Annotated in this window: 20 protein-coding genes and 1 tRNA gene; 9 read left to right on the forward strand and 12 right to left on the reverse strand. The window is 71.5% G+C overall.

Annotated elements, in window-relative coordinates; genetic code table 11:
- Nucleotides 1-192, reverse strand: a 192-nt coding sequence (locus Raf01_RS28445) for an ATP-binding cassette domain-containing protein (protein WP_203921114.1), incomplete at its 3' end; no start/stop codon positions are given.
- Nucleotides 193-427: 235 nt separating this feature from the next.
- On the opposite strand from Raf01_RS28445, the gene Raf01_RS28450 reads away from it, so the two are divergent.
- A tRNA-Thr gene (locus tag Raf01_RS28450) sits at nt 428-500 on the forward strand.
- A 606-nt stretch (nt 501-1,106) separates the two neighbouring features.
- Nucleotides 1,107-2,333: an MFS transporter gene (locus tag Raf01_RS28455; RefSeq protein ID WP_203921115.1), complete on the forward strand. Its 1,227-nt coding sequence runs from the start codon at nt 1,107-1,109 to the stop codon at nt 2,331-2,333.
- Nucleotides 2,334-2,382: 49 nt separating this feature from the next.
- Here the strand turns inward: Raf01_RS28455 and cpt are convergent, their stop codons facing one another.
- Both cpt and Raf01_RS28465 read right to left on the reverse strand, forming a co-directional pair.
- On the reverse strand, nt 2,383-2,916 hold the full coding sequence (gene cpt, locus Raf01_RS28460; protein ID WP_203921116.1) for a chloramphenicol phosphotransferase CPT: 534 nt from the start codon (nt 2,914-2,916) through the stop codon (nt 2,383-2,385).
- 48 nt (nt 2,917-2,964) lie between these two features.
- The gene (locus Raf01_RS28465; protein ID WP_203921117.1) at nt 2,965-3,207 is read right to left on the reverse strand and encodes a hypothetical protein; all 243 of its coding nucleotides are present in this window, start codon (nt 3,205-3,207) and stop codon (nt 2,965-2,967) included.
- 90 nt (nt 3,208-3,297) lie between these two features.
- On the opposite strand from Raf01_RS28465, the gene Raf01_RS28470 reads away from it, so the two are divergent.
- Complete coding sequence (locus tag Raf01_RS28470; RefSeq protein WP_203921118.1) at nt 3,298-4,269, forward strand: GNAT family N-acetyltransferase; 972 nt, start codon at nt 3,298-3,300, stop codon at nt 4,267-4,269.
- Nucleotides 4,270-4,276: 7 nt separating this feature from the next.
- Here the strand turns inward: Raf01_RS28470 and Raf01_RS28475 are convergent, their stop codons facing one another.
- Entirely contained in the window at nt 4,277-4,705 is a 429-nt protein-coding gene (locus Raf01_RS28475) for a PPOX class F420-dependent oxidoreductase (protein ID WP_203921119.1), read from the reverse strand.
- A gap of 111 nt (nt 4,706-4,816) precedes the next feature.
- Between Raf01_RS28475 and Raf01_RS28480 the strand changes: the two genes are divergently transcribed.
- Both Raf01_RS28480 and Raf01_RS28485 read left to right on the forward strand, forming a co-directional pair.
- Complete coding sequence (locus Raf01_RS28480; RefSeq protein ID WP_203921120.1) at nt 4,817-5,068, forward strand: hypothetical protein; 252 nt, start codon at nt 4,817-4,819, stop codon at nt 5,066-5,068.
- A 126-nt stretch (nt 5,069-5,194) separates the two neighbouring features.
- On the forward strand, nt 5,195-5,779 hold the full coding sequence (locus Raf01_RS28485; RefSeq protein WP_203921121.1) for a hypothetical protein: 585 nt from the start codon (nt 5,195-5,197) through the stop codon (nt 5,777-5,779).
- Nucleotides 5,780-5,884: 105 nt separating this feature from the next.
- On the opposite strand, the gene Raf01_RS28490 is transcribed toward Raf01_RS28485, so the two are convergent.
- From Raf01_RS28490 to Raf01_RS28500, 3 genes are read right to left on the reverse strand one after another with little or no spacing between them, the layout of a single operon-like run.
- Complete coding sequence (locus Raf01_RS28490) at nt 5,885-6,706, reverse strand: sugar phosphate isomerase/epimerase family protein (RefSeq protein WP_203921249.1); 822 nt, start codon at nt 6,704-6,706, stop codon at nt 5,885-5,887.
- The gene (locus tag Raf01_RS28495; RefSeq protein WP_203921122.1) at nt 6,706-7,872 is read right to left on the reverse strand and encodes a dihydrodipicolinate synthase family protein; all 1,167 of its coding nucleotides are present in this window, start codon (nt 7,870-7,872) and stop codon (nt 6,706-6,708) included. Before Raf01_RS28495 ends, Raf01_RS28490 begins: the two co-directional genes overlap by 1 nt.
- Entirely contained in the window at nt 7,869-9,020 is a 1,152-nt protein-coding gene (locus Raf01_RS28500) for a Gfo/Idh/MocA family protein (RefSeq protein ID WP_203921123.1), read from the reverse strand. The genes Raf01_RS28495 and Raf01_RS28500 overlap by 4 nt, the downstream gene beginning before the upstream one ends.
- A gap of 127 nt (nt 9,021-9,147) precedes the next feature.
- Between Raf01_RS28500 and Raf01_RS28505 the strand changes: the two genes are divergently transcribed.
- Together Raf01_RS28505 and Raf01_RS28510 are read left to right on the forward strand one after the other, a co-directional pair.
- Complete coding sequence (locus tag Raf01_RS28505; protein ID WP_203921124.1) at nt 9,148-10,173, forward strand: LacI family DNA-binding transcriptional regulator; 1,026 nt, start codon at nt 9,148-9,150, stop codon at nt 10,171-10,173.
- 112 nt (nt 10,174-10,285) lie between these two features.
- Nucleotides 10,286-12,142 carry an NAD-binding protein gene (locus tag Raf01_RS28510; protein ID WP_203921125.1) on the forward strand — a complete coding sequence of 619 codons (1,857 nt, stop codon included), beginning with the start codon at nt 10,286-10,288 and terminating at the stop codon, nt 12,140-12,142.
- Nucleotides 12,143-12,169: 27 nt separating this feature from the next.
- Here Raf01_RS28510 and Raf01_RS28515 read toward each other — a convergent pair whose 3' ends face one another.
- Nucleotides 12,170-13,426, reverse strand: coding sequence for a DUF4032 domain-containing protein (locus tag Raf01_RS28515; RefSeq protein WP_203921126.1), 1,257 nt, complete (start codon nt 13,424-13,426; stop codon nt 12,170-12,172).
- Nucleotides 13,427-13,519: 93 nt separating this feature from the next.
- On the opposite strand from Raf01_RS28515, the gene Raf01_RS28520 reads away from it, so the two are divergent.
- Both Raf01_RS28520 and Raf01_RS28525 read left to right on the forward strand, forming a co-directional pair.
- Nucleotides 13,520-14,695 (forward strand): trypsin-like serine peptidase, encoded by a 1,176-nt coding sequence (locus Raf01_RS28520; RefSeq protein WP_203921127.1) that lies wholly within the window; start codon nt 13,520-13,522, stop codon nt 14,693-14,695.
- A 39-nt stretch (nt 14,696-14,734) separates the two neighbouring features.
- Nucleotides 14,735-15,490 carry a phosphatase PAP2 family protein gene (locus Raf01_RS28525; protein ID WP_203921128.1) on the forward strand — a complete coding sequence of 252 codons (756 nt, stop codon included), beginning with the start codon at nt 14,735-14,737 and terminating at the stop codon, nt 15,488-15,490.
- Here Raf01_RS28525 and Raf01_RS28530 read toward each other — a convergent pair.
- The 4 genes from Raf01_RS28530 to Raf01_RS28545 are packed head-to-tail and all read right to left on the reverse strand — an operon-like array spanning nt 15,474 to nt 19,367.
- On the reverse strand, nt 15,474-16,364 hold the full coding sequence (locus Raf01_RS28530) for a class II fructose-bisphosphate aldolase (RefSeq protein WP_203921129.1): 891 nt from the start codon (nt 16,362-16,364) through the stop codon (nt 15,474-15,476). The genes Raf01_RS28525 and Raf01_RS28530 overlap by 17 nt on opposite strands.
- Nucleotides 16,364-17,308, reverse strand: a complete 945-nt coding sequence (locus Raf01_RS28535; protein ID WP_203921130.1) for a 1-phosphofructokinase family hexose kinase — start codon at nt 17,306-17,308, stop codon at nt 16,364-16,366. Before Raf01_RS28535 ends, Raf01_RS28530 begins: the two co-directional genes overlap by 1 nt.
- The gene (nagA, locus tag Raf01_RS28540; protein ID WP_203921250.1) at nt 17,305-18,408 is read right to left on the reverse strand and encodes an N-acetylglucosamine-6-phosphate deacetylase; all 1,104 of its coding nucleotides are present in this window, start codon (nt 18,406-18,408) and stop codon (nt 17,305-17,307) included. The genes Raf01_RS28535 and nagA overlap by 4 nt, the downstream gene beginning before the upstream one ends.
- On the reverse strand, nt 18,402-19,367 hold the full coding sequence (locus Raf01_RS28545) for an ROK family protein (RefSeq protein WP_275413071.1): 966 nt from the start codon (nt 19,365-19,367) through the stop codon (nt 18,402-18,404). The genes nagA and Raf01_RS28545 overlap by 7 nt, the downstream gene beginning before the upstream one ends.
- Nucleotides 19,368-19,436 lie beyond the last annotated feature (69 nt).

Below are 19,436 nucleotides of genomic sequence, written 5' to 3' on the forward strand. Positions count from 1 at the left end.
AATGAAGATGCCGCCGCTGTCGACATCCTCGAGCCCGGCGAGCATGCGCAGGCTGGTGGACTTGCCGCAGCCGGACGGGCCGACCAGGACGAGGAACTCTCCGTCGCCGATCTCCAGGTTGAGGGCGTCGACGGCCGGCTTGGTGCTGCCGGGGTAGATCCGCGAGGCATCGCGGTACGTGACTGTTGCCATCGTGCAGTGCATCCTTCCACCGGCAGGAACGTGCCGGACGATCCGAGTAAAAGGCGTGGTACGGGCCCGTGCTGGGCCGTGCCGTTCTGCCAACGTAAACGTCTTGGCTGGTAATGCCAAGCGTTGCGAAGCCGGGCGGGGTTATTTGCCCGGTTAACTACCGCCTTGTGGTGCGCCGCTCGGCGCGGGGGCGGGCGGTGGGCGTACCATGCTGGGGGCTCGCGGGTCGGGCCGTGCCGACGTGGCGCAATTGGTAGCGCACCCGACTTGTAATCGGAAGGTTGCGGGTTCAAGTCCCGCCGTCGGCTCTCCCCAACGCGTTGACCAGCGGCGTAGGCCGCTCCTAGATCATCGGGCACAGATCGGGCAATTAGCGTTGATCTCGCGCTCCAGGCGGTCGCTCCTGCTCCTTCGCTTACGACCTGTTCCTCAGGCCGGCGTTGGGCGATCGGTCATGGAGCTGGCGAGGCCGGTCAGTCGGGTTCCCTCGGGGGCGCCTCGGCACCGGGTTGACGCCGTCCGCGCTGACGCTGCCGGAGACGTCGAAACACGCGGTCACTGGCAGGTATGCCTACGCATAGCCCTATGACAATGGGCAACCCGGTCTTGACAAACGAGATCGACATGACGAACTCGACTACCAGTGCCACCGGGATGGCGAAGATCAGAATCAGAAGGAGATGAGCCCCGACCGCCCACCAGCCTTCATCCTCGTCGAACCCCCGATTCATGTCGGAGGATGCTACATAGAGGCGTGTCGGCATCGATGTCCCACGGTCGCCCCACCGGCCGCGAGCCGCGCGGTTTCCATCCTCCCGATACCACCGGCTAAGCTTGCCGACAGCAAAGGGCCGCAAGGGGCATGCCGGTTGGGTGGGATGGCATGCGTTGACTCCTCATCAAGGAACCCCTGCATGGCCACCTACCGCCCGCTGGTGCGCGCCACCGGCCCCGGCTTCCTGATCACATCCTTCCTCGCCCGGCTGCCGGCCGCCATGGCCCCGCTCGGCATCATCACGCTCGTCGCCGCGGCCAGCGGCAGTTTCGCGGTCGCGGGAGCGGTGGCCGCCGGGTACGGGGTCGGCGCCGCGGTCGGTGGTCCCGTCGTGGGCGCCCTCGCGGACCGGTTCGGCCAGCGTCTCATCGGCCTGATCGCCGCCGCCGTGGACGCCGCGGCGCTGGTCGGGGTCGTGCTCGCGGTTCACACCCCGGTGCTCGTCGCCGTCGCGGCCACGGCGGCCGGCTTCGCGACTCCGCAGGTCGGCCCGTTCGTACGTGTCAGGTGGGCGGTTCTGCTGGGCGAGCGGGGAGAGCACCGGACGCTGCCCACGGCGTTCTCCTACGAGGGCGCGATAGACGAACTGTCCTTCGTGGCCGGGCCGGCGTTCGTCGGCGTGGTGGCGTTGACCGGCCCACCGGGGCTGCCGCTGCTTGTCGCCGCCGCCCTGACGCTGCTGTTCGCGACCCCGTTCGCGCTGCACCGCACCGCTCCGCCGGTGGTACGCGTGCCCGGTGCGAGCGTGGTCCGCTCCCGCCTGCCGATCGGGCCTCTGGCGATCCTGATGTCGGCGATGCTGGCCATCGGGATGATCTTCGGCGGTACGCAGACGGGGGTGACCGCGTTTGCCCAGGCATCCGGCCGCCCGGGTTCGGCCGGTCTCATCTACGCCGTTCTCGGGGTCGGCAGCACGATCTCCGGCCTGGCATCGGTGTGGCTGCCGGCCCGGCTGGGCCTGGTCACCCGGTATCGCGGGACGTCGGCGGCGCTGGCGGTCGGCGGGTGCGTTCTCCTTCTGGTACCCGGATCGTTGGGCGCGCTGCTCGCGGCGATGGCGGTGTTGGGCGTGACGAGTGCGCCGTACCTGATCTCGGTCGGCACGCTGGCGATCGCGGTCGGGCCACCGGATCGCGCGGGTTCCTTCATGACCCTGGTCGCCTCGGGCGTTGTGGCCGGCGGAGCGATCGGTGCCGCTGTCGCGGGGCGCCTCGCCGATGCCCATGGCGCCTCGGGAGCCTTCATCGTCCCGGCCGTCGCGGGTCTCTTCGCGGTCGGGCTGGCTGCCGTCTCCGGCCACCTGCTGCGCGCTCGTGCCGTCGCTCCATCGGCTGCCGCCGAGCGGCTTCCGGCGCTCCGTTCCTAACCGCAATGCGATCGAGCGGGGATCACCGGTCCTGAAGCGGTGCCGTCGATCAGCCGAGCCGCGCGGCGATGGCCCGCGCACAGACCAGGGCCTCGGTATGCGTGGTGTCCACCACCAGGTCATAGACGACGCCCTGGTGGGCCAGCTCGGCCTGGGACGCCGCCATCCCTTGGACCCGGTCCCCGCGGGCGATCTCGCGGCCCGCGGCGACGGCACTCTCGCACCTGACGCCGACCCACAGCACGTCCAGCCCGGCAAGAGTCTCCCGCCACTGTTGTTGCGATGCCGTCCCGCCGAGGAAGACGTCATCGACGATGACCGGGGCGCCGGCACGGACCATCGCGGCGACCCCCTCCCGCCACGCCGCCTGGAGCGCGCCGAACGCCGGCCCGACACTCACCCGACCATCGGGAGCGAACTCGATTCCGGCCTCGGTCGATTGCATGGACGCGGGCATCGTGTCGATCAGCGTGTCGACGCCGATCGCGAGCCACGGATCTGGCAGGAGCGCCTGCAGACAGCGGGCAATCCCAGACTTGCCAGAACTCGATCCGCCATTCAGCACGATCACCTGAGTCGTCACCACGACACAGTAGAACCGCTCCAGCCTCGCGACGTCGCCGGACGGCAATCAGCCGGTCGGTGGGCCGCCGGGGTTGAAGTCATTCGACCAGGAGATGTCCTGGATGATCTCCGGCCGGGATTGGCTGTCGCGCGCATTGCGGATGCGCTCACGTTCGTCAGTCAGGCTCGCGCCGCCGTCCACGCTCTGGAGTCCCCTCCGGCGGGAGCGCCGGTCGTACAGCCCGGCAATGGTGACAACCGCGGCCACGATGACGACGACGATTAACCAGAACCAGCCCATGACGGTCACCCCGATCCTGTCCTGACTGTCACGCTACGCGCAGCCCGCAAGGGGCTAATCCCGTTGCCCGCCGGCCGGCAGGGGATCAAACTCGCGCGCATGGCGCGCGACGAGGCTCTGAGCTGGCGACCGATTGAGCGCGGCGATGTCGAGGGCTGGTCCGCCCTGATCGCCGCCGTCCAGGTCGCCGATCACGACCGGGAGTACTACGGCGTCGAGGGACTGCTGGATCTGTTTCAGGATCCGTACCGTGACTTCCCGCGCGGCTCGGTCGGGATCTTCGACGGTACGGCGATAGTTGGGTACGGCACGTTGATGTCCCGTACCGCGGCCGACCCGGAGCACCAGATGCGGTACTGGGGCGCGGTCCACCCGGAGTACCGGGGACGGGGGCTCGGCGGCCGGCTCCTGGACTGGGCCGAGTCGGCGGCCGTACCGCTGCATCGGGATCGCTACCCGGGCAGGCCGCTCGCTCTCTCGACCTACACCCTGTCCGGCAATCGTGAGGCGCTCGCGCTGCATGAGGCTCACGGGTACCGGCCGGTCCGCTGGTTCCACGGGATGGCCCGGGACCTGTCCGCGCCGCTGCCGGAGGCCGCCGAGCCGGCCGGGTTCGAGATCGTCGGCCTCACGCCGGACGCCTGGGAGCACGCCCGCCTGCTTCGCAACGACGCCTTCCGCGACCACTGGGGCTCGACCGAGATGACCCCCGAGTCCTGGGCACACTTCATGGCGGTCGGCGCGTACCGGTCGGGATACAGCTTCATCGCGTACGGCGGCGACCAGCCACTCGGGTTCGTCATCGGCCACGAGTACGAGGGGGTCACGGAGGCGACCGGCCACCGCGACGCGTACATCGCGCTGGTGGGCACCGGCCGGGCGGCCCGCAAGCGCGGCGTCGCGTTCGGCTTGCTGAGCCGGGTCCTCGCGGCCGCGAAGGCGGCAGGGTGCGACACCGCTTCGCTGGGCGTGGACGCGGACTCGCCGACCGGCGCCCTCGGGCTCTACCAGCGCGCCGGGTTCACGATGGAGCACACCTCGGTCACTCACCTGAAGTCGCTGCCCGGCTGAGTGCGACTCAGGGCCCGGTCGGAGCCTGGTGCACGGTGCGCCTCGGCTCGTACCACGTCTCGCCGGCCGGCTCACCGGTCAGGTTCCAGCTCCACGAGACGGTCGGGGTGATCCGGGCGTAGATCCCCGGCCCGACCAGGCCGACGCGCTCGATCGGTCGCTCGGCGTCGCCGTAGACGCGCATGCACCGGGCGATGAACGGGCTCAGGGACACCAGGTCGTCGACGACCAGGGCGACCTTCCGGCGCCCGGCCCGGAGGTTGCGGAACTTCCGGGTGCCCAGGACCGCCTCACCGGTACCGCCGACCCAGAAGTATGAGCCGTCGAACTCGAACGCGACCGGCACCACGTCGGGTTGATCGCCGGCGGACAGGGTGGCCAGGCGGGCGAGGGGCTGGGACCGCAGGTACGCGATCTCCTCGTCGGTGAACGCCATCTGCGTGACTCCTCTCTCTGGTAGGGAACGCCATGGGGTACACGAAAACGGGTGGCCGTTATCGACACTGTTATCGACGTCGTGGAGGTAGCCACGCCTAGACTCGCCGCCATGATGCTGCTGCGGAGGTGGCGGCCACCGAAGGCCGCCGCGCCGATCGTGTTGTGGCTTCTCGGGGGCGTGGCGTACCTGCTGGGCTGGCGGATCGCCGCCGTAGTCCTGCTGGGGCTGGGGCTGGTGTCCGGGGCGGGCCTGGCCTGGTGGCGCAACCGCACAGACCCGTGGCGTGCGGCTCTGAAGGCGCAGAAGGACCTGCCTCCGGCGGAGCGGGAGGCACTGAAGGGGTACCCGTCCTGGTGGTAGCCCGGCCGGTCTGGACGCCGGCCCGGCGCTGCCCGTGATCTGCCGCGCGAACAGCGGCGACGGGCTGGCCGAGAGGTGCGAACATGGAGGACAGCACCCACGCGCCCGAGGGGACGGGAGGCGATCGTGGACGACGAGCCGTTCCTCATCGACCTGTCCGCGCCGGCGATCCCGGGCTACGGCCAATCACCCGGTGACGACCCGAGGATCAAACGGCGGCGGTACCTGTGGGCAGCCGGACTCGTCGCGCTGGCCGCCTTCGCCGCCGTCTGGATCCCCCTGCACGAGAACCCACCCACGGCGGTCTCGATCGGGTTCCCGCCGACGATCGAGGGCATCCCGCTCAGCAGTGGCGGTCCGGTCGAGATCAGTGGCAATGCGACCACCCGTCAGGCGTGGTACCGGTTCCCGCTGACCAACGCCGGTGACAGCCCGATCCAGGTCGAGCGCATCTACGCGCCGGTACCCGGGCTGGTGCTGCTGCACAGCGATCCGGCGCACGCGTCCATCGCCGCGCGGCAGAGCCAGACCGTGACGCTGACCTTCGCGGTCTCCGACTGCCCGGACGTGCTGATGCAGGAAGATCAGCGCACGCTGCGCGTGGTGGTCGCGACCGACCTCGGTCCGGTGGAGTGGCAGGTCTCCCTCGCCGCGCTGCTCCCGGACCGGCAGTGGCAGGTGGACATCGCCTCGGCGGCGTGCTCCGGCTGAGCGTCCCTGTGCCGCCGCCGAGCCGGATGCCGCCGCCGAGCCGGATGCCGCCGCCGGGCCGCGTGCCCGCCGCCGGAAAGCAGCGCGAGCCGCCGCCGAGGGCTCCTAGCCCAGTTCGCGGGCGAAGGTGTCCTTCATCGTGCGCAGCGTCTCGTCCCCCGGGGTCGCCCAGATCTTCTCGTTGAAGATCTCCACCTCGACCCAGCCGCGGTAGCCGGCCGCCTCGACCGGCGCGGCAATCCGCCGGAAGTCGATGTGGCCGTCGCCCACGTGACCCCGGCCGAGCAGCATGTCGGCGGGCAGCGGGACCACCCAGTCGCAGACCTGGAAACTCGCGATCCGGTCGCCGGCGCGGGCGAGCTGCGCGTCCAGGTCGGGGTCCCACCAGACGTGGTACGTGTCGACCACGACGCCCACGGTCGCGCTCGGGTACGGCAGGGCGAGGTCCAGCGCCTGGCCCAGCGTCGACACCACACACCGATCGGCGCAGAACATCGGGTGCAGCGGTTCGATCCCGAGCCGTACCCCGGACTTCTGCGCGTACGGCGCCAGTTCGTCCAGCGCGTCGGCCACCAGCGACCGGGCGGCCGGCAGGTTCTTGCCGCTGCCCGCGAGCCCGCCGCTGACCAGGACGAGCACGTCTGCCTCCAGGGCGGCCGCCTCGTCGATCGCCCGCCGGTTGTCGGCCATCGCCGCAGCTCGCGCGTCCGGGTCGACGGCGGTGAAGAAACCGCCCCGGCACAGGCTCGAGACGTGCAGGCCGGCGCGGCGTACGGCGGCCACCGACTCGGCCAGCCCGGCCTCGCCGACCTGCCGGCGCCACAGCCCGATCGCCCCGATCCCGGCGCGCTGGCAGCCGTCCACCGCCTCGGCGACGCTCCACCGGTCGGTGGTGGCCTGGTTGAGTGCCAGCCGGTCGAGTCCGATCACGACTGCACCCCGATCGAGCGGACGGCGTCGGGAGACGCGAGGTATTCCGCCATGCGGCGCGCGGCGAGTTCCGGATCGGCCAGTACGCCGGCCCGGTCGGCGAGTACGAACAGCTTCGCCAGGTGGTCCGCGTCGCGTGCCGTCTCGTACCCGCCGATCAGCCGGAAGTGGCTCTGCTGCCCGTTCAGCCAGGCCAGGAACGCCAGTCCGGTCTTGTAGTGGAACGTGGGCGCCTGGAAGATGTGCCGCGCCAACGGAACGGTCGGCTCGATCGCGGCCAGGTACCCGTCGGTGTCGCCGTCGTCGAGCCGGGCCAGCGCGGCGGCGGCTGGCCGGGCGATGCCGTCGAAGATGCCGAGCAGCGCGTCGCTGTGCCGGGTGCCGTCGCCGAGGATCAGTTCCGGGTAGTTGAAGTCGTCGCCGGTGTAGAGCCGGACCCCGGCCGGGAGGCGGCGGCGCAGGTCGATCTCGCGGTCCTTGTCCAGCAGAGAGACCTTGATCCCGTCGACCTTCGCGGCGTGCGCGGTGATCAGCTCGATCACGGTGTCGGCGGCCGAATCCAGGTCGGTGTCGCCCCAGTACCCGGTCAGCGCCGGGTCGAACGCGGCGCCGAGCCAGTGCAGGATCACCGGCTGGCGTACCTCGGTCAGCAGGGTGTCGTACAGGGACAGGTAGTCCTCCGGCCCGTTCGCCGCGGCGGCGAGCGCACGGCTGGCCATCAGTACGACGGTCGCTCCGGCGCCCTCCACCAGCTCCAACTGCTGCCGGTACGCCTCCAGCACCTCGGCCAGGCCGGGCTTCGAGTCCAGGTCGAGCTGGTCGGTGTTGACCCCGCAGGCCAGTGCGCCACCGGCGCTCTTTGCCTCGGCGGCACTGCGCCGGATCAGCTCGGTGGTCGTCGGCCAGTCGATGCCCATCCCGCGCTGTGCGGTGTCCATCGCGTCCGCGACCCCGAAACCCAGGCGCCACAGGTGGTGCCGGAACGCCATCGTCTCGTCCCAGTCGACGGCGTTGGTCCCGTCGCCGGCCGGCCGCGCGACCACGTGGGCCGCCGCGTACACCCGGCGCTGCCTGGGTGGGGGAGAACTGTCCGGCCAGGACGGTGCCTCGCCGAGCGGGTACCGCCCCTCGCCGGGCAACTCGACGGTGATCGTCACGGTCACACCTCCAGCGCGGGTACCGCGAGCCGCTGGCCGGTGCGCCCGGATTCCAGGGCGATCTGGGCCAGCTGTACGCCCTTGGCGCCGTCGACGAGGTCGTACGGGAACTGCTCGCCCTGGTACGCGTGCCGCAGGAACATCTCCCACTCGGCCTTGAAGCCGTTGTCGAAGTCGATGTTGTCCGGCACCTCGGCCCACTGATCGAGGAACCTGTGCGGGGACGGGATGTCCGGGTTCCAGATCGGGCGCGGGGTCATGCTGCGGTCCTGGACCCGGCAGTTGCGCAGGCCGGCGACCGCGCTGCCGCGTACCCCGTCCACCTGGACCTGGACCAGTTCCTCGCGGTTGACCCGGACCGCCCAGGACGACGAGATCTGCGCGGTGACGCCGCCGGCCAGCTCCAGGATCGCGAACGCCGAGTCGTCGGCGGTCGCGTCGTACTGCCGGCCCTGCTCGTCCCAGCGGCTCGGGATGTGGGTCACCGCGTGGCTGTAGATCGACTCGACCGGCGCGATCAGGTGCTCCAGCACATAGCGCCAGTGCGGGAACATGTCCAGGACGATGCCGCCGCCATCCTCGGCCCGGTAGTTCCAGGACGGCCGCTGGGCGGGCTGCCAGTCACCCTCGAAGACCCAGTACCCGAAGTCGATGCGCACCGACAGGATGCGCCCGAAGAAGTCTCCTTCGATCAGCCGGCGCAACTTGAGCAGGCCGGGCAGGAACAGCTTGTCCTGGACGACACCGTGCACGATGCCGGCGTCCCGGGCGGCCCGGGCCAGGCGCAGCGCGCCGTCCAGCGAGTCGGCGGTCGGCTTCTCGGTGTAGACGTGCTTGCCGGAGTCGATGGCGGCGAGGATCGCCTTCTCCCGCACATGGGTCAGCTGGGCGTCGAAATACACCTGCGTGTCGGGCTCGGCGAGCGCCTCGGGCAGCGAGGTGGTCCATCGATCGAGGCCGTGCCGTTCGGCGATCGCCCGGACCCGCTGGGGATCCCGGCCGACCAGCAGCGGTTCGGGCCACAGCACGGTGCCGTCGGGCAGCTCGACGCCGCCCTGCTCGCGGATCGCCAGGAGGGAGCGGACCAGATGCTGGCGGTAGCCCATCCGCCCGGTCACGCCGTTCATGATGATGCCGATGCTCTGCCGAGACATGCTGCCTCTCTCGTTTGAATGGCCGCGAGGGAAGCCGACCCGGTGAGCCGGACCCTATGACGTTGGAAAGCGCTTTCCGGCCTAGACTACGGGCGTGGGAACGAAGCGGTCAAGAGCCACCGGTCCAATGACGGCCGTCACGTTGCAGGATGTCGCAACCGAGGCGGGTGTGTCACTGGCCACCGCGTCACGCGCGCTGCACGGCGGCACCCGGGTGGTGACGGCCGAGCTGCGCGAGCGGGTCGAGCAGGCGGCACGGGATCTCGGGTACACGTCGCACGGGCCGGCCCAGGCGCTCGCCCGGGCGACCACGCCGGTGGTCGGGTTGATCGTCCACGACATCGCCGACCCGTACTTCTCCGCCATGGCCATCGGCGCCATGCGGGCGGCCCACGAGAGCGGCCTGCTCGTCCTGGTCTGCAACACGTTCCGCGATCCGGCGCTCGAACTGGACTACGTGGCCCGGCTGCGGGCCCAACGCGCCCGCGGGGTGCTGCTGTTCGGCAGCGGCTTCACCGAACGCAGCTACCAGTCCAAGCTGCACCACGAGCTGGACCTGCTGGCCGGCCTCGGCGGCCGGGTGGCCTGCATCAGCCCGCACGGGTTCGCCACGGACGCGGTGCTGCCCGAGCACCGCGACGGTGGCCGGCTGGCGGCCGGTCACCTGGCCGCACTCGGGCACCGGCGGATCGGCGTGATCAGCGGCCCGGCCAACCTGCTGGTGAACCAGGAGCGGCTGCGCGGCTTCCGGGACCAGCTCCGGGCGCTCGACATCGAGCTGCCGCAGGAGCAGATCGCCAAGGCGGACTTCACCCGGGAGGGCGGCCGGGCGGCGGCCGTCGAGCTGATGGGACGCGTCCCGGGGCTGACCGCGATCTTCGCGCTCAACGACGTCATGGCGATCGGGGTACTGGCCGCCCTGCGGGACGAGCTGAAGCTGTCGGTACCCGACGACGTGTCCGTGGTCGGCTTCGACGACATCGCGCTGACCGTCGACGTACAGCCGGCGCTGAGCACGGTTCACCTTCCGCTGGAGGAGATCGGCCGGCACGGCATGCGGCTGCTGCTCGAAGAGGCGCCGACCGGCACCCGTACCGTCCGCGTCCCGGCCAGCCTGGTGCACCGGGAATCGTCCGCCCCGCCCCGGGACTGACCCGCCCGGCGCGGACCGGCGACCCATCGGTGCCGGTAAATGACCAGCTCTCCGGACAGTCCGATCCGGTCGGCGCGGCTCCGGTCTGGCGGTACGCCGATAAAATCCGGTGATGGCCACCAACGGATTCCGACGCCGGCCGACCCGTGCGCCCGAGTTCGTGACTCAGGCCAGGCAGCGGCTTCGCGTCCCGCGCAACGGTGGAACCCAGCCGGACCCGCGTTCCCGGCACTACGTCGTCTGCGGCGACGACCCGCTGGCCCTGCGCCTGGTGGAGGAGCTGGCGGTCCGGTACCAGCGTCGGGTCGTCGTGATCCTGCCGTCGAAGGAGCGGGGTCACGGGCCGGAGCTGGCCGCCATGAACGAGGTCCGGATCATCCAGGCGGACCGGCTGGACGCCGACGCGTTCCGCCGGGCGAAGCTCGGCACGGCCGCGGCACTGGCGCTGGTACGGCAGGACGACGTCGGCAACCTGGATGCCGCCCTTCAGGCTCAGGAGATCAACCCGGACCTGCGACTGGTCATCCGGATGTTCAACATGAGCCTCGGGCACGGCATCCGCAACCTGTTCAAGAGCTGCCGGGTGCTGTCCGACGCGTCCATCGCCGCGCCCGCGTTCGTCGCCTCCGCGCTCGGTGAGGTCGCGCCCAGCTTCGTCCGGCTGCCCGGCCGCACGCTCTACCTGGCCGAACGCGAGGACGTGACACCCGCCAAGACGATCTGCGGCCTCGCCGACACGACCACCGGCACCGAGCCGGTGCTGCTGCCGCGCGACGAGTCGCGCTGCAACCTGGTGCTGGCCGTCGCCGACGGGGGAAACGGGGGCACCGGACCGGTCCGCGGCGAGGAGCAGACGGCGCTGGCCCGGGCCAGCCGGCGGTCGCGGCTGGCCGGCTGGTACCGGCAGCTGGCCGCGGGCCGGCTGTTCGGCTCGGTGGTCAACCGCAACCTGCGGATCGCCACGCTGGTGCTGCTCGGGGTGGTGGTGCTCGGCAGCCTGCTGCTCGCCTCACTGAGCCGCGGGGCGCTGTCCCTCTGGCAGGCGTTCTACCTCACCGTTCTGAACATCGTCGGCGGGGTGAATCCGGAGCCGGACGGGCGGGTGACCGTCCAGGTGCTCCAGGTCGTGGTCATGCTCGCCGGCCTCGCGATGATCCCGGTGATCACGGCCGCGGTGGTCGAGGCGGTGGTGAACGCACGGCTGGCGTTGGCGCTGGGCCGGCTGCGGGGGCCGATCGCCGACCACGTCGTGGTGGTCGGTCTCGGTAATGTGGGTACCCGGGTCATCCAGCAACTGCGTGACCTCGGGATACCGGTGGTGGCGATCGACCGCACCGATCAGGCCAGGGGTGCCCAGCTGGCGCGTGACCTGGGCGTACCGCTGATCATCGGGGACGCGAGCCGGGCCGAGACGCTGGACGAGGCGTCCGCCGGCACGGCCCGGTCGCTGGTCGTGCTGTCCACCGACGACGTGATCAACCTGGAGGCGGCGCTGCACGGCCGCACCCTCAAGAAGGACCTGCGGGTGGTGCTGCGGCTGTTCGACGGGGACTTCGCCGACCGGATCCAGCACGCGTTCGGCGTGACCAGTTCGAAGAGCGTGTCGTACCTGGCCGCTCCGGCATTCGCCGCCGCGATGCTGGAGCGCGAGGTGATCGCCACGATCCCGGTCAAGCGCCGGGTGCTGCTGGTGGCCGAGGTACCGGTGGAGCCGGGTGCCGCGCTCTGCGGCCGTACCGTCGCGGCGGGCCAGTACGGCGGCGAGGCGCGGATCATCGCGGTGACCGCCGGCGAGTTCCGGGACGCCGAATGGGTACCGCCGCCCGACCGGGTACTGGCGCCGGGCGAGCGGCTGATCGTGGTCGCGACCCGGGCCGGCCTGGGACGCCTGGTCGCGCAGTCCACCCCGACGCCGCCACCCCTGCCACCGGCACCGGGCGAGGACAGCCGGGCCGGTTCGCTCAGCTGACTGCTGCCCTCAGCTGACCGCCTTCGCTCAGCTGAGCACCGTGTCCTCCCGGATCACCGGGATGTCCTCGGTCGGCGGACCGACCGCGTAGCCCAGGATGGCCTGCTCGTCCGGCCGCTTCGTGAGGATGTCGGCGAGGTACGACTGGACGGCCGGGGCCAGCCCGATGTCCCGCCCGGCCCGCTCGGACAGCAGCCACCGGTGCTCGAGGACCTGCACGAACAGCTCGGTGGGCTCCAACTTGCCGCGCAGGTGCGCCGGCACCGCCCGAACCACCGGCTCGAACACCTCCGTCAGCCAGCGGTGCGCCGCCTGCTGCTCGTCGTCCAGTTCGGACTCGGCCCGATACGTGTCCAGGTCGTTGAGCAGCTTGCGGGCCTGGTTCTCCTCGGCGTCCAGGCCGGTCAGGCGCAGCAGCCGGCGGGTGTGGTGCCCGGCGTCGACCACCTTCGGCCGGATCAGGTAGCGCTGCCCGTCGTCCTGTACCGACAGCTGAAGCTCCTCGACGTCGAAGCCCAACTCGTTGAGCCGGCGGATGCGCTTCTCCACGTGGTGGCGTACCTCCCGGCCGCCGACCTCCTGCTCGTACGTAACCTCGTGCCACAGCGACTCGTACCGCCGTACCACGTCGTCGGCCACCGTCTCCGGGTCGATCGTCTCGTGCAGCAGTTCGGCCGCCTGAAGGTCGAGCATCTCGCCGAAGATGTTCACCCGGGCCAACTCCACGTCCTCGCCGCGCTGTCCGGTGGACAGCCTCTCGCGAAGCGCGCCGGTCTCCGCGTCGACCAGGTAGGCGGCGAACGCCCCGGCGTCGCGCCGGAACAGCGTGTTCGACAGCGAGACATCGCCCCAGAAGAAGCCGCCCAGGTGCAGCCGCACCAGCAGGGCGGCCAGGGCGTCGAGCAGCCGGTTCATGGTGTCCGGGCGCAGCGTGTGGGAGAACAGCGCCCGGTACGGCAGCGAGAACTGCAGGTGCCGGGTGACCAGTACCGGGTCCAGCGGCTCACCCACGGCGTCCACGCGGTCCGCGACGATCGCGATCGCCTCCACGCTCGGGGCGCCGATCCGCTCCAGCGCCCGCAGCAGGTCGTACTCCTTCTGAGCCACCCGCTCGCCGGTCTCCTTGACGGCGTAGACCGTCGAGTTCAGGCGCACGAACCGCACGACGTGCCGGGAGATGCCCCGGGGCAGCAGGACCAGCCGGTCCTCGGGCCACTCCTCCAGGGGCGTGGTCCACGGCAGGTCCAGCAGGGCCGGGTCGAACACGGCCGAGGTGATGCGCATGGATACCAGGATGACAAAGGCCGACCGCGCGACGCCCCGCGCAGTGATTCGTTACATATTCCGGAAGATCGTCGGATCTGAGGGGAAAGGGCGATGCGTACCGGTCTGGTGATAGTGGGCGTCGTCGTCCTGCTTGGGCTGGGCGGCCTGGCATCCGGGCGCAACACCGGGTCGGGTGCGCTGTCGGGTGCGGAGAAGACGACCGCACTGCGGGCGGAGGCCGGCGGGATGGCCACGGTCGGCGTCTCGCTGAGCATGGAGCGTGAAGTCACCGAGGGGCATCCGCTCACCCTGACGTACACCGGCGCCTCGTACGTGAAGCCGCACGTGAGGATCCTTCTCCTGCCCGGCGAGTACCTGACCGTCACCGACCGGCTCGGCAAGCAGGCGACCACGTACGGCGCGATGGTCGGCGAGCGGTGGCTCACGTCGGTCGACGGTGACACCGCCGTGCTGACCGTACACGGGAAGCTGACCCACCTGGTGGTGGACAAGGTGGCCCGCGGGTTCACCCCGGACGAGCGGGACGCCCAGCGCACGGTCGAGCAGTCCCGGCGGGACGCGGCGATCACCGCCATGCGCCAGGCCGGCGCGGAGACCGCCTGCGGTACCGGCGCCTCCGCCGACGCGGCCTGCTTCAAGGGATCGCACCCGGTGGCGTACCAGAACTCGCGGGCGGTGGCCCTGCTGCTCATCGACGGCATGCAGCTGTGCACCGCGTTCCGGGTCGGCCCGAACAACCGGATGCTGACCGCCCACCACTGCCTGTCCGAGACCTCCACCGTCCGGGACACGGAGATCTGGTTCAACGACGAGTGCGCCGTGTGCGGCGGGGGCACCACGACGAAGCCGGTCAAGGTGTCCGGCGACGAGGTGCTGGCCACCGACGCCACCCTGGACTACACGCTGTTCAGCGTGCGGAACTTCCCGCTGGTACGGCCGTTCGGATACCTGTCGCTGGACGTGCGCGATCCGGGGCCGGGGGAGCAGCTCTACATCCCGCAGCACCGGAGCGGGGACCCGACGGTGATCGCCACCGGCTCCGGCCGGGCGCAGGGTGGCTCCTGCGAGATCGCCTCGGCGGCGGCCAACGGGTACGCGAAGGGCACGGACACCTCGTACTACTGCGACACGTCGGGCGGATCGTCCGGCTCGCCGGTGATCTCCTGGGACAGCAACAAGGTCGTCGCTCTGCACCATTTCGGGGGCTGTCCGGACTCCGGGGTCAGAATCGACCGGATCTACCCGAAGATCCGCTCGCTGCTGTAGGGCACAACCCGGCCCGATCCCGGTCGGTACCCTGGTCGGGTGGCGGCGTTCAAGCGGGTCAGGCCGGCGGGCTGGTGGTTTGACGGCCTGCTCCTGGTGGCGTTCGTGGCGATCACTGCCGGGGTCGCCAGCCGTGCCCTGATCGGCGTAGACGTGTGGCTGCGCGACTGGTGCGACACGCACCGCCCCGGGGTGCTCTACTGGCCGGCCTGGGTGGGCAACCACCTCGGCCAGGGCGGCTGGCTGACCAGCATCTGCGGCATCCTGGCCCTGCTGCTGGCCTGGCGCCGGCACTCGGTACGCCCGGTGTTCGTGGTGATCGTGGCGTTCGCGTTGACCTTCCTCACGCTCACCCCGCTGAAGAACATCACTGACCGCCCGGCGGCGGACGCCAACATGGTGCACGAGGGCAGCGACTGGGCGCGCGGGTACTTCGGCGTCGGCGGTGCCTCGTACCCGTCGGGCCACCTGGTCAACTCGATCGTCTGGTACGGGGTGCTGGCGCTGCTGTGCAGCGCCTGGCTGCCGGTGGTGTGGCGGCGGGTGATCCGGATCGTGCCGCCGGCCGTACTCGGTGTGACCACGATCTACCTCAGCTTCCACTGGCTGACGGATACCGTGGCCGGACTGGTCTTCGGGCTCTTCCTGGACCGGATCATGCGCCGGATCCCGTGGGACGAGATGCCCCTGGGCAGGTGGCTGGCGTCGTCCGGGTGGGACGCGCCCGGCCTGGCGGTGGGAGAGGCGGCCCGGCCGCACGACCGCGGCCGGGAACTCGTCAAGCGAGCACGGTGAGGAACGAAGCGACCGTCTGGGCCATCGCGTCCCGCCCCGGGGCCAGGTACTTCCGCGGGTCCACGACCGTCGGGTCGGCGGCGAGAGCGCCGCGGACCGTGTCCGTGAACGCCACGTTCAGGGCCGTACCCACGTTCACCTTCACGATCCCCGCGGCCACCGCCTTGCGCAGGTCGGCGTCGGTGACCCCGGACGAGCCGTGCAGCACCAGCGGCACCGGTACGGCGACCCGCAGGGCCGCGATCAGCTCATGGTCGAGTTGCGCGTCCCGGCTGGTCATGGCGTGCGAGGAGCCCACCGCGACGGCCAGCGCGTCGACCCCGGTAGCCTCGACGTAACGGGCCGCCTCGCCCGGGTCGGTACGGGCGCCCGGCGCGTGCGGCGGCAGCGGCGGGGCGCCGTCCTTGCCGCCGACCGTGCCCAGCTCGCTCTCGATCCACAGGCCGTGCTCGTGCGCGAACTCGGCCGCCTCCCGGGTCGCGGCCACATTGTCCGGATAGGACAGCCGGGAGAAGTCGGCCATCACCGAGCCGAATCCGTGCTCGGGCGCCTGGCGCAGCAGGTCGACCGAGGTCACGTGATCCAGGTGCAGGGCCACGTCCACGGTCGCGGCCATCGCCACCGCCCGGGCCGCCGCGGCGACCGGACCGAGCGCGCCGCCGTGGAAGCGCACCGCGTTCTCGCTGATCTGCAGGATCACCGGCCGGTTCGCGGCGGTGGCTCCGGCCACGATGGCCTCGGCGTGCTCCAGCGTGATGACGTTGAACGCTCCGATGGCTCGACCAATCTGGCTCAGCGCGTCCGCCGCCACGCCACGACCCAGATCAGTCGCCGCATTGGGGACGACCAGGTTCGCCGTGCTGACGAGGGGCATCAGACCTCCTGGACGTGGACGCCGCGGCGCAGCTTCTGGTAGTCGGTCAGGGACACCGCACCGGCAATCGGGGCGAGGACGGCGGCGCCCGACAGCCCGACCGCGTCGGCCAGCCGATCGGGCCACGTCAGCCGGTAGGCCAGGCCCCGGGCGAGCGCGGCGACCGTGGCGTCGCCGGCTCCGGTCGGGTTGCCGTCCAGTGCCGACGCCGGCCGGGCGTACCAGCGGCCGTCGGGCGTGGACGCCACCAACCCGTACGGGCCGAGCGACGCCACCACGGCGGTGCGGGAGCCATTCCGTACCGCGTCGGCGGCCGCCAGTGCCTCGGTCTCGGCCAGCTCCACGGCACCGGGTTCGAAGACGCCGACCGGCATGCCGGACGTGACGGCCAGCTCGTGCGCGTTCGGCTTGACGATGTCCGGCCCGGCCGCGACCCCGGCCGCCAGTGCCTCGCCGGACGTGTCGAGGATGACCGGTACACCCGCCGACCGGGCCACCTCGACCAGCCGCGCGTACGCGTCGACGGGCAGGCCGGGCGGGAGGCTGCCGGACAGCACCGCCACCCGGGCGACCCGCAGCAGGGCGCTGTAGCGCGCAACGAACCGCTCCCACTCGTCCCCGGTGACCTCCGGTCCGGGCTCCCAGAACCCGGTCGCCGACGAACCGTCGACCACCACCGTGGTACGCCGCGACGGCCCGGCGATGTCCTCGAAGGAATGCCTGAGATCGCCGAGCAGGGTACGGATCGATGTCCCGGTGCCGCCGCCGACCAGCCCGGTCGCGATCACCGGCTCCCGCAGCTCGTGCAGCACCCGGGCGACGTTCACTCCCTTGCCGCCGGCCCGCTCGTGCACCCCGGTGATCCGGTGCGCCTCGCCCGGCCGCAGCGCGGGCACCTCGTACGTGACGTCCAGCGCGGTGTTCAGCGTGACGGTGAGGATCACACCCACTCACCCCCGCGCATCACCCGTACCACCCGGAGGTCCTCGGACAGCTCGACCAGGTCGGCCCGCAGCCCGGCGCGCACGGCGCCGACCGTGGCGTCCATGCCGATCGCGCCGGCCGGGGTCGTGGACGCCATCCGGCAGGCGTCCACCATGGACACTCCGGCACCGAGCGCCCGGCGCAGCGCGGCGTCCATGGTCAGCGTGCTCCCGGCGATCGAGTCCTTTCCGGCCAGCCGGGCGACTCCGTCGGCGACCGTGACCGCGAGCCCGCCGAGTTCGTAGTCGCCGTCGGTCATCCCGGCCGCGGACATCGCGTCGGTGATCAGGGCGGCCCTCGCCGGCCCGGTCACGCCGGTGGCGAAGGCCAGCGTGCCGTCGTGCAGGTGGGTTCCGTCGGCGATGAACTCGCACACCATGCTCGGTGCGCCGAGCATCGCGAAGACCGGTCCGGGGGCGCGGTGGTGCGGCGGGCGCATGCCGTTGAAGACGTGGGTACCGACGGTGGCGCCGGCCGCGACCCCGGCGAGCGTCTGCTCGTACGTCGCGTCGGTGTGCCCGAGAGCGGCCACCACGCCGAGCCGGACGAGCAGCTTGATCGCCTCGATGGCGCCGGCCCGCTCGGGAGCGATGGTCACCATCCGCACCGCCCGGCCGCCGGCCCGGACCAGCTCGGTCAGCTCCTCGGTCGACGGGTCGCGGAGGTACTCCGGGTTCTGCGCCCCGCACCGCAGCTCCGACAGGTACGGGCCTTCGAAGTGGATGCCGGCCAGGGTGCCGTCGTCGACCAGCGGCGCGAACCGCTCGGTGGCCGAGCGCATCAGCTCGAACGGGGAGCTGACCAGGCTCGCGAGCATCGTGGTCGTCCCGTGCCCGAGGTGGAACGCGGCCGCCTTCCGGGCCTCGTCGGCGTCGCCGGTGGTGAACGTGTACCCACCGCCACCGTGCACGTGGATGTCGACGAACCCGGGGACGATCCAGTGCCCGTCGTGGGCAGCCGAGGTGGAGTCGACTCGACTGATCAGGCCGCCGTCGATCACAATCTCGCCGTCCTCGATCACGCCTTCTGGTGTGACCACGCGGCCCGCGACTCTCACGATTGCTCCTCCAGTGCAGACAGTGCCAGCAGACCGGCCCCGAGTTGGCCGGCCTCGTCGCCGAGTTCAGCCCGGACCACAACCGGGCGGTACTGGAACGTGAGCTTGCCGGCCAGCGCCTCGTCCAGCGGCCGGATCAGCGCGTCGCCCGCCTCGGCCAGGCCGCCACCGATGACGATCACCTCCGGGTCGAAGAGGGTCAGCCCGATGCGCAGGCCGTCGGCGAGGACGTCGATCGCCTCCGCCCACACCTCGGCCGCGACGGGGTCTCCCTCCGCCAACCGGCCGACCAGGTCCAGGGCGGTTGCCGGCCGGCCGATCCGGGCCGAGTAGGCCCGCCCGATCGCGGCAGCCGACGCCTCGGCCTCCAGGCAGCCCCGCGCGCCGCAGCCGCATTGGTGGCCGGCCGGCCGTACGACGATGTGGCCGATCTCACCGGCCGCGCCGTGCGCCCCGGCGAACGCCTTCCCGTGCACCACGTGGGCCGCGGCGATCCCGGTGCCGATCGGTACCACCAGCACGTGCCCGTACCCGCGCCCGGCACCCAGCCTGGCCTCCGCGACGCCACCGGCGCGTACGTCATGCCCGAGCGCGGTGGGCAGGCCCAGCCGCTCGTGCAGCAGCCGGCGCAGCGGCACGTTGCGGAAGTCCACGTTCGCCGCCCAGACCGCCACCCCGGCGGCCTCGTCGACGATCCCGGGCACCGCGAGTCCCGCCGCCCGCACCCGGTACCCGTCGGCCCGCCCCTTGGCGGCCAGCCCCTCGGCGGCGTCCAGGATCGTGGCGACCACGGCATCCGAGCCGCGCGCCGCCCCGGTGGCGTACCGCTGCGTATACACCGCCGTCCCGGTCCGGTCGACCAGGGCGCATTTCATCGCGGTGCCGCCGACGTCGATCGCCACGACCACGTCACGCGGTTCGAGACCGGCCGGGCTGCCGATCTCCCCGTCGATAGGTGTCACTGCCACTCCCGGTCGTGCATCCTGCTCATTTCGAGCGTGTTTCGCGCACCATTGTGCAGGCGATTCCCT

Origin of the sequence: Rugosimonospora africana (genome assembly GCF_016862975.1) — a bacterium.
Classification (GTDB): Bacteria; Actinomycetota; Actinomycetes; order Mycobacteriales; family Micromonosporaceae; genus Rugosimonospora; species Rugosimonospora africana.

What these genes read in the sequence shown, in the direction of transcription:
- Raf01_RS28520 (WP_203921127.1), top strand. Translation starts at nt 13,520, where the DNA reads ATGCGTACCGGTCTGGTGATAGTGGGCGTCGTCGTCCTGCTTGGGCTG.
- Raf01_RS28505 (WP_203921124.1), top strand. Translation starts at nt 9,148, where the DNA reads ATGACGGCCGTCACGTTGCAGGATGTCGCAACCGAGGCGGGTGTGTCA.
- Raf01_RS28455 (WP_203921115.1), top strand. Translation starts at nt 1,107, where the DNA reads ATGGCCACCTACCGCCCGCTGGTGCGCGCCACCGGCCCCGGCTTCCTG.
- Raf01_RS28510 (WP_203921125.1), top strand. Translation starts at nt 10,286, where the DNA reads ATGGCCACCAACGGATTCCGACGCCGGCCGACCCGTGCGCCCGAGTTC.
- Raf01_RS28480 (WP_203921120.1), top strand. Translation starts at nt 4,817, where the DNA reads ATGATGCTGCTGCGGAGGTGGCGGCCACCGAAGGCCGCCGCGCCGATC.
- Raf01_RS28530 (WP_203921129.1), bottom strand. Translation starts at nt 16,364, where the DNA reads ATGCCCCTCGTCAGCACGGCGAACCTGGTCGTCCCCAATGCGGCGACT.
- Raf01_RS28470 (WP_203921118.1), top strand. Translation starts at nt 3,298, where the DNA reads ATGGCGCGCGACGAGGCTCTGAGCTGGCGACCGATTGAGCGCGGCGAT.
- Raf01_RS28500 (WP_203921123.1), bottom strand. Translation starts at nt 9,020, where the DNA reads ATGTCTCGGCAGAGCATCGGCATCATCATGAACGGCGTGACCGGGCGG.
- Raf01_RS28515 (WP_203921126.1), bottom strand. Translation starts at nt 13,426, where the DNA reads ATGCGCATCACCTCGGCCGTGTTCGACCCGGCCCTGCTGGACCTGCCG.
- Raf01_RS28475 (WP_203921119.1), bottom strand. Translation starts at nt 4,705, where the DNA reads ATGGCGTTCACCGACGAGGAGATCGCGTACCTGCGGTCCCAGCCCCTC.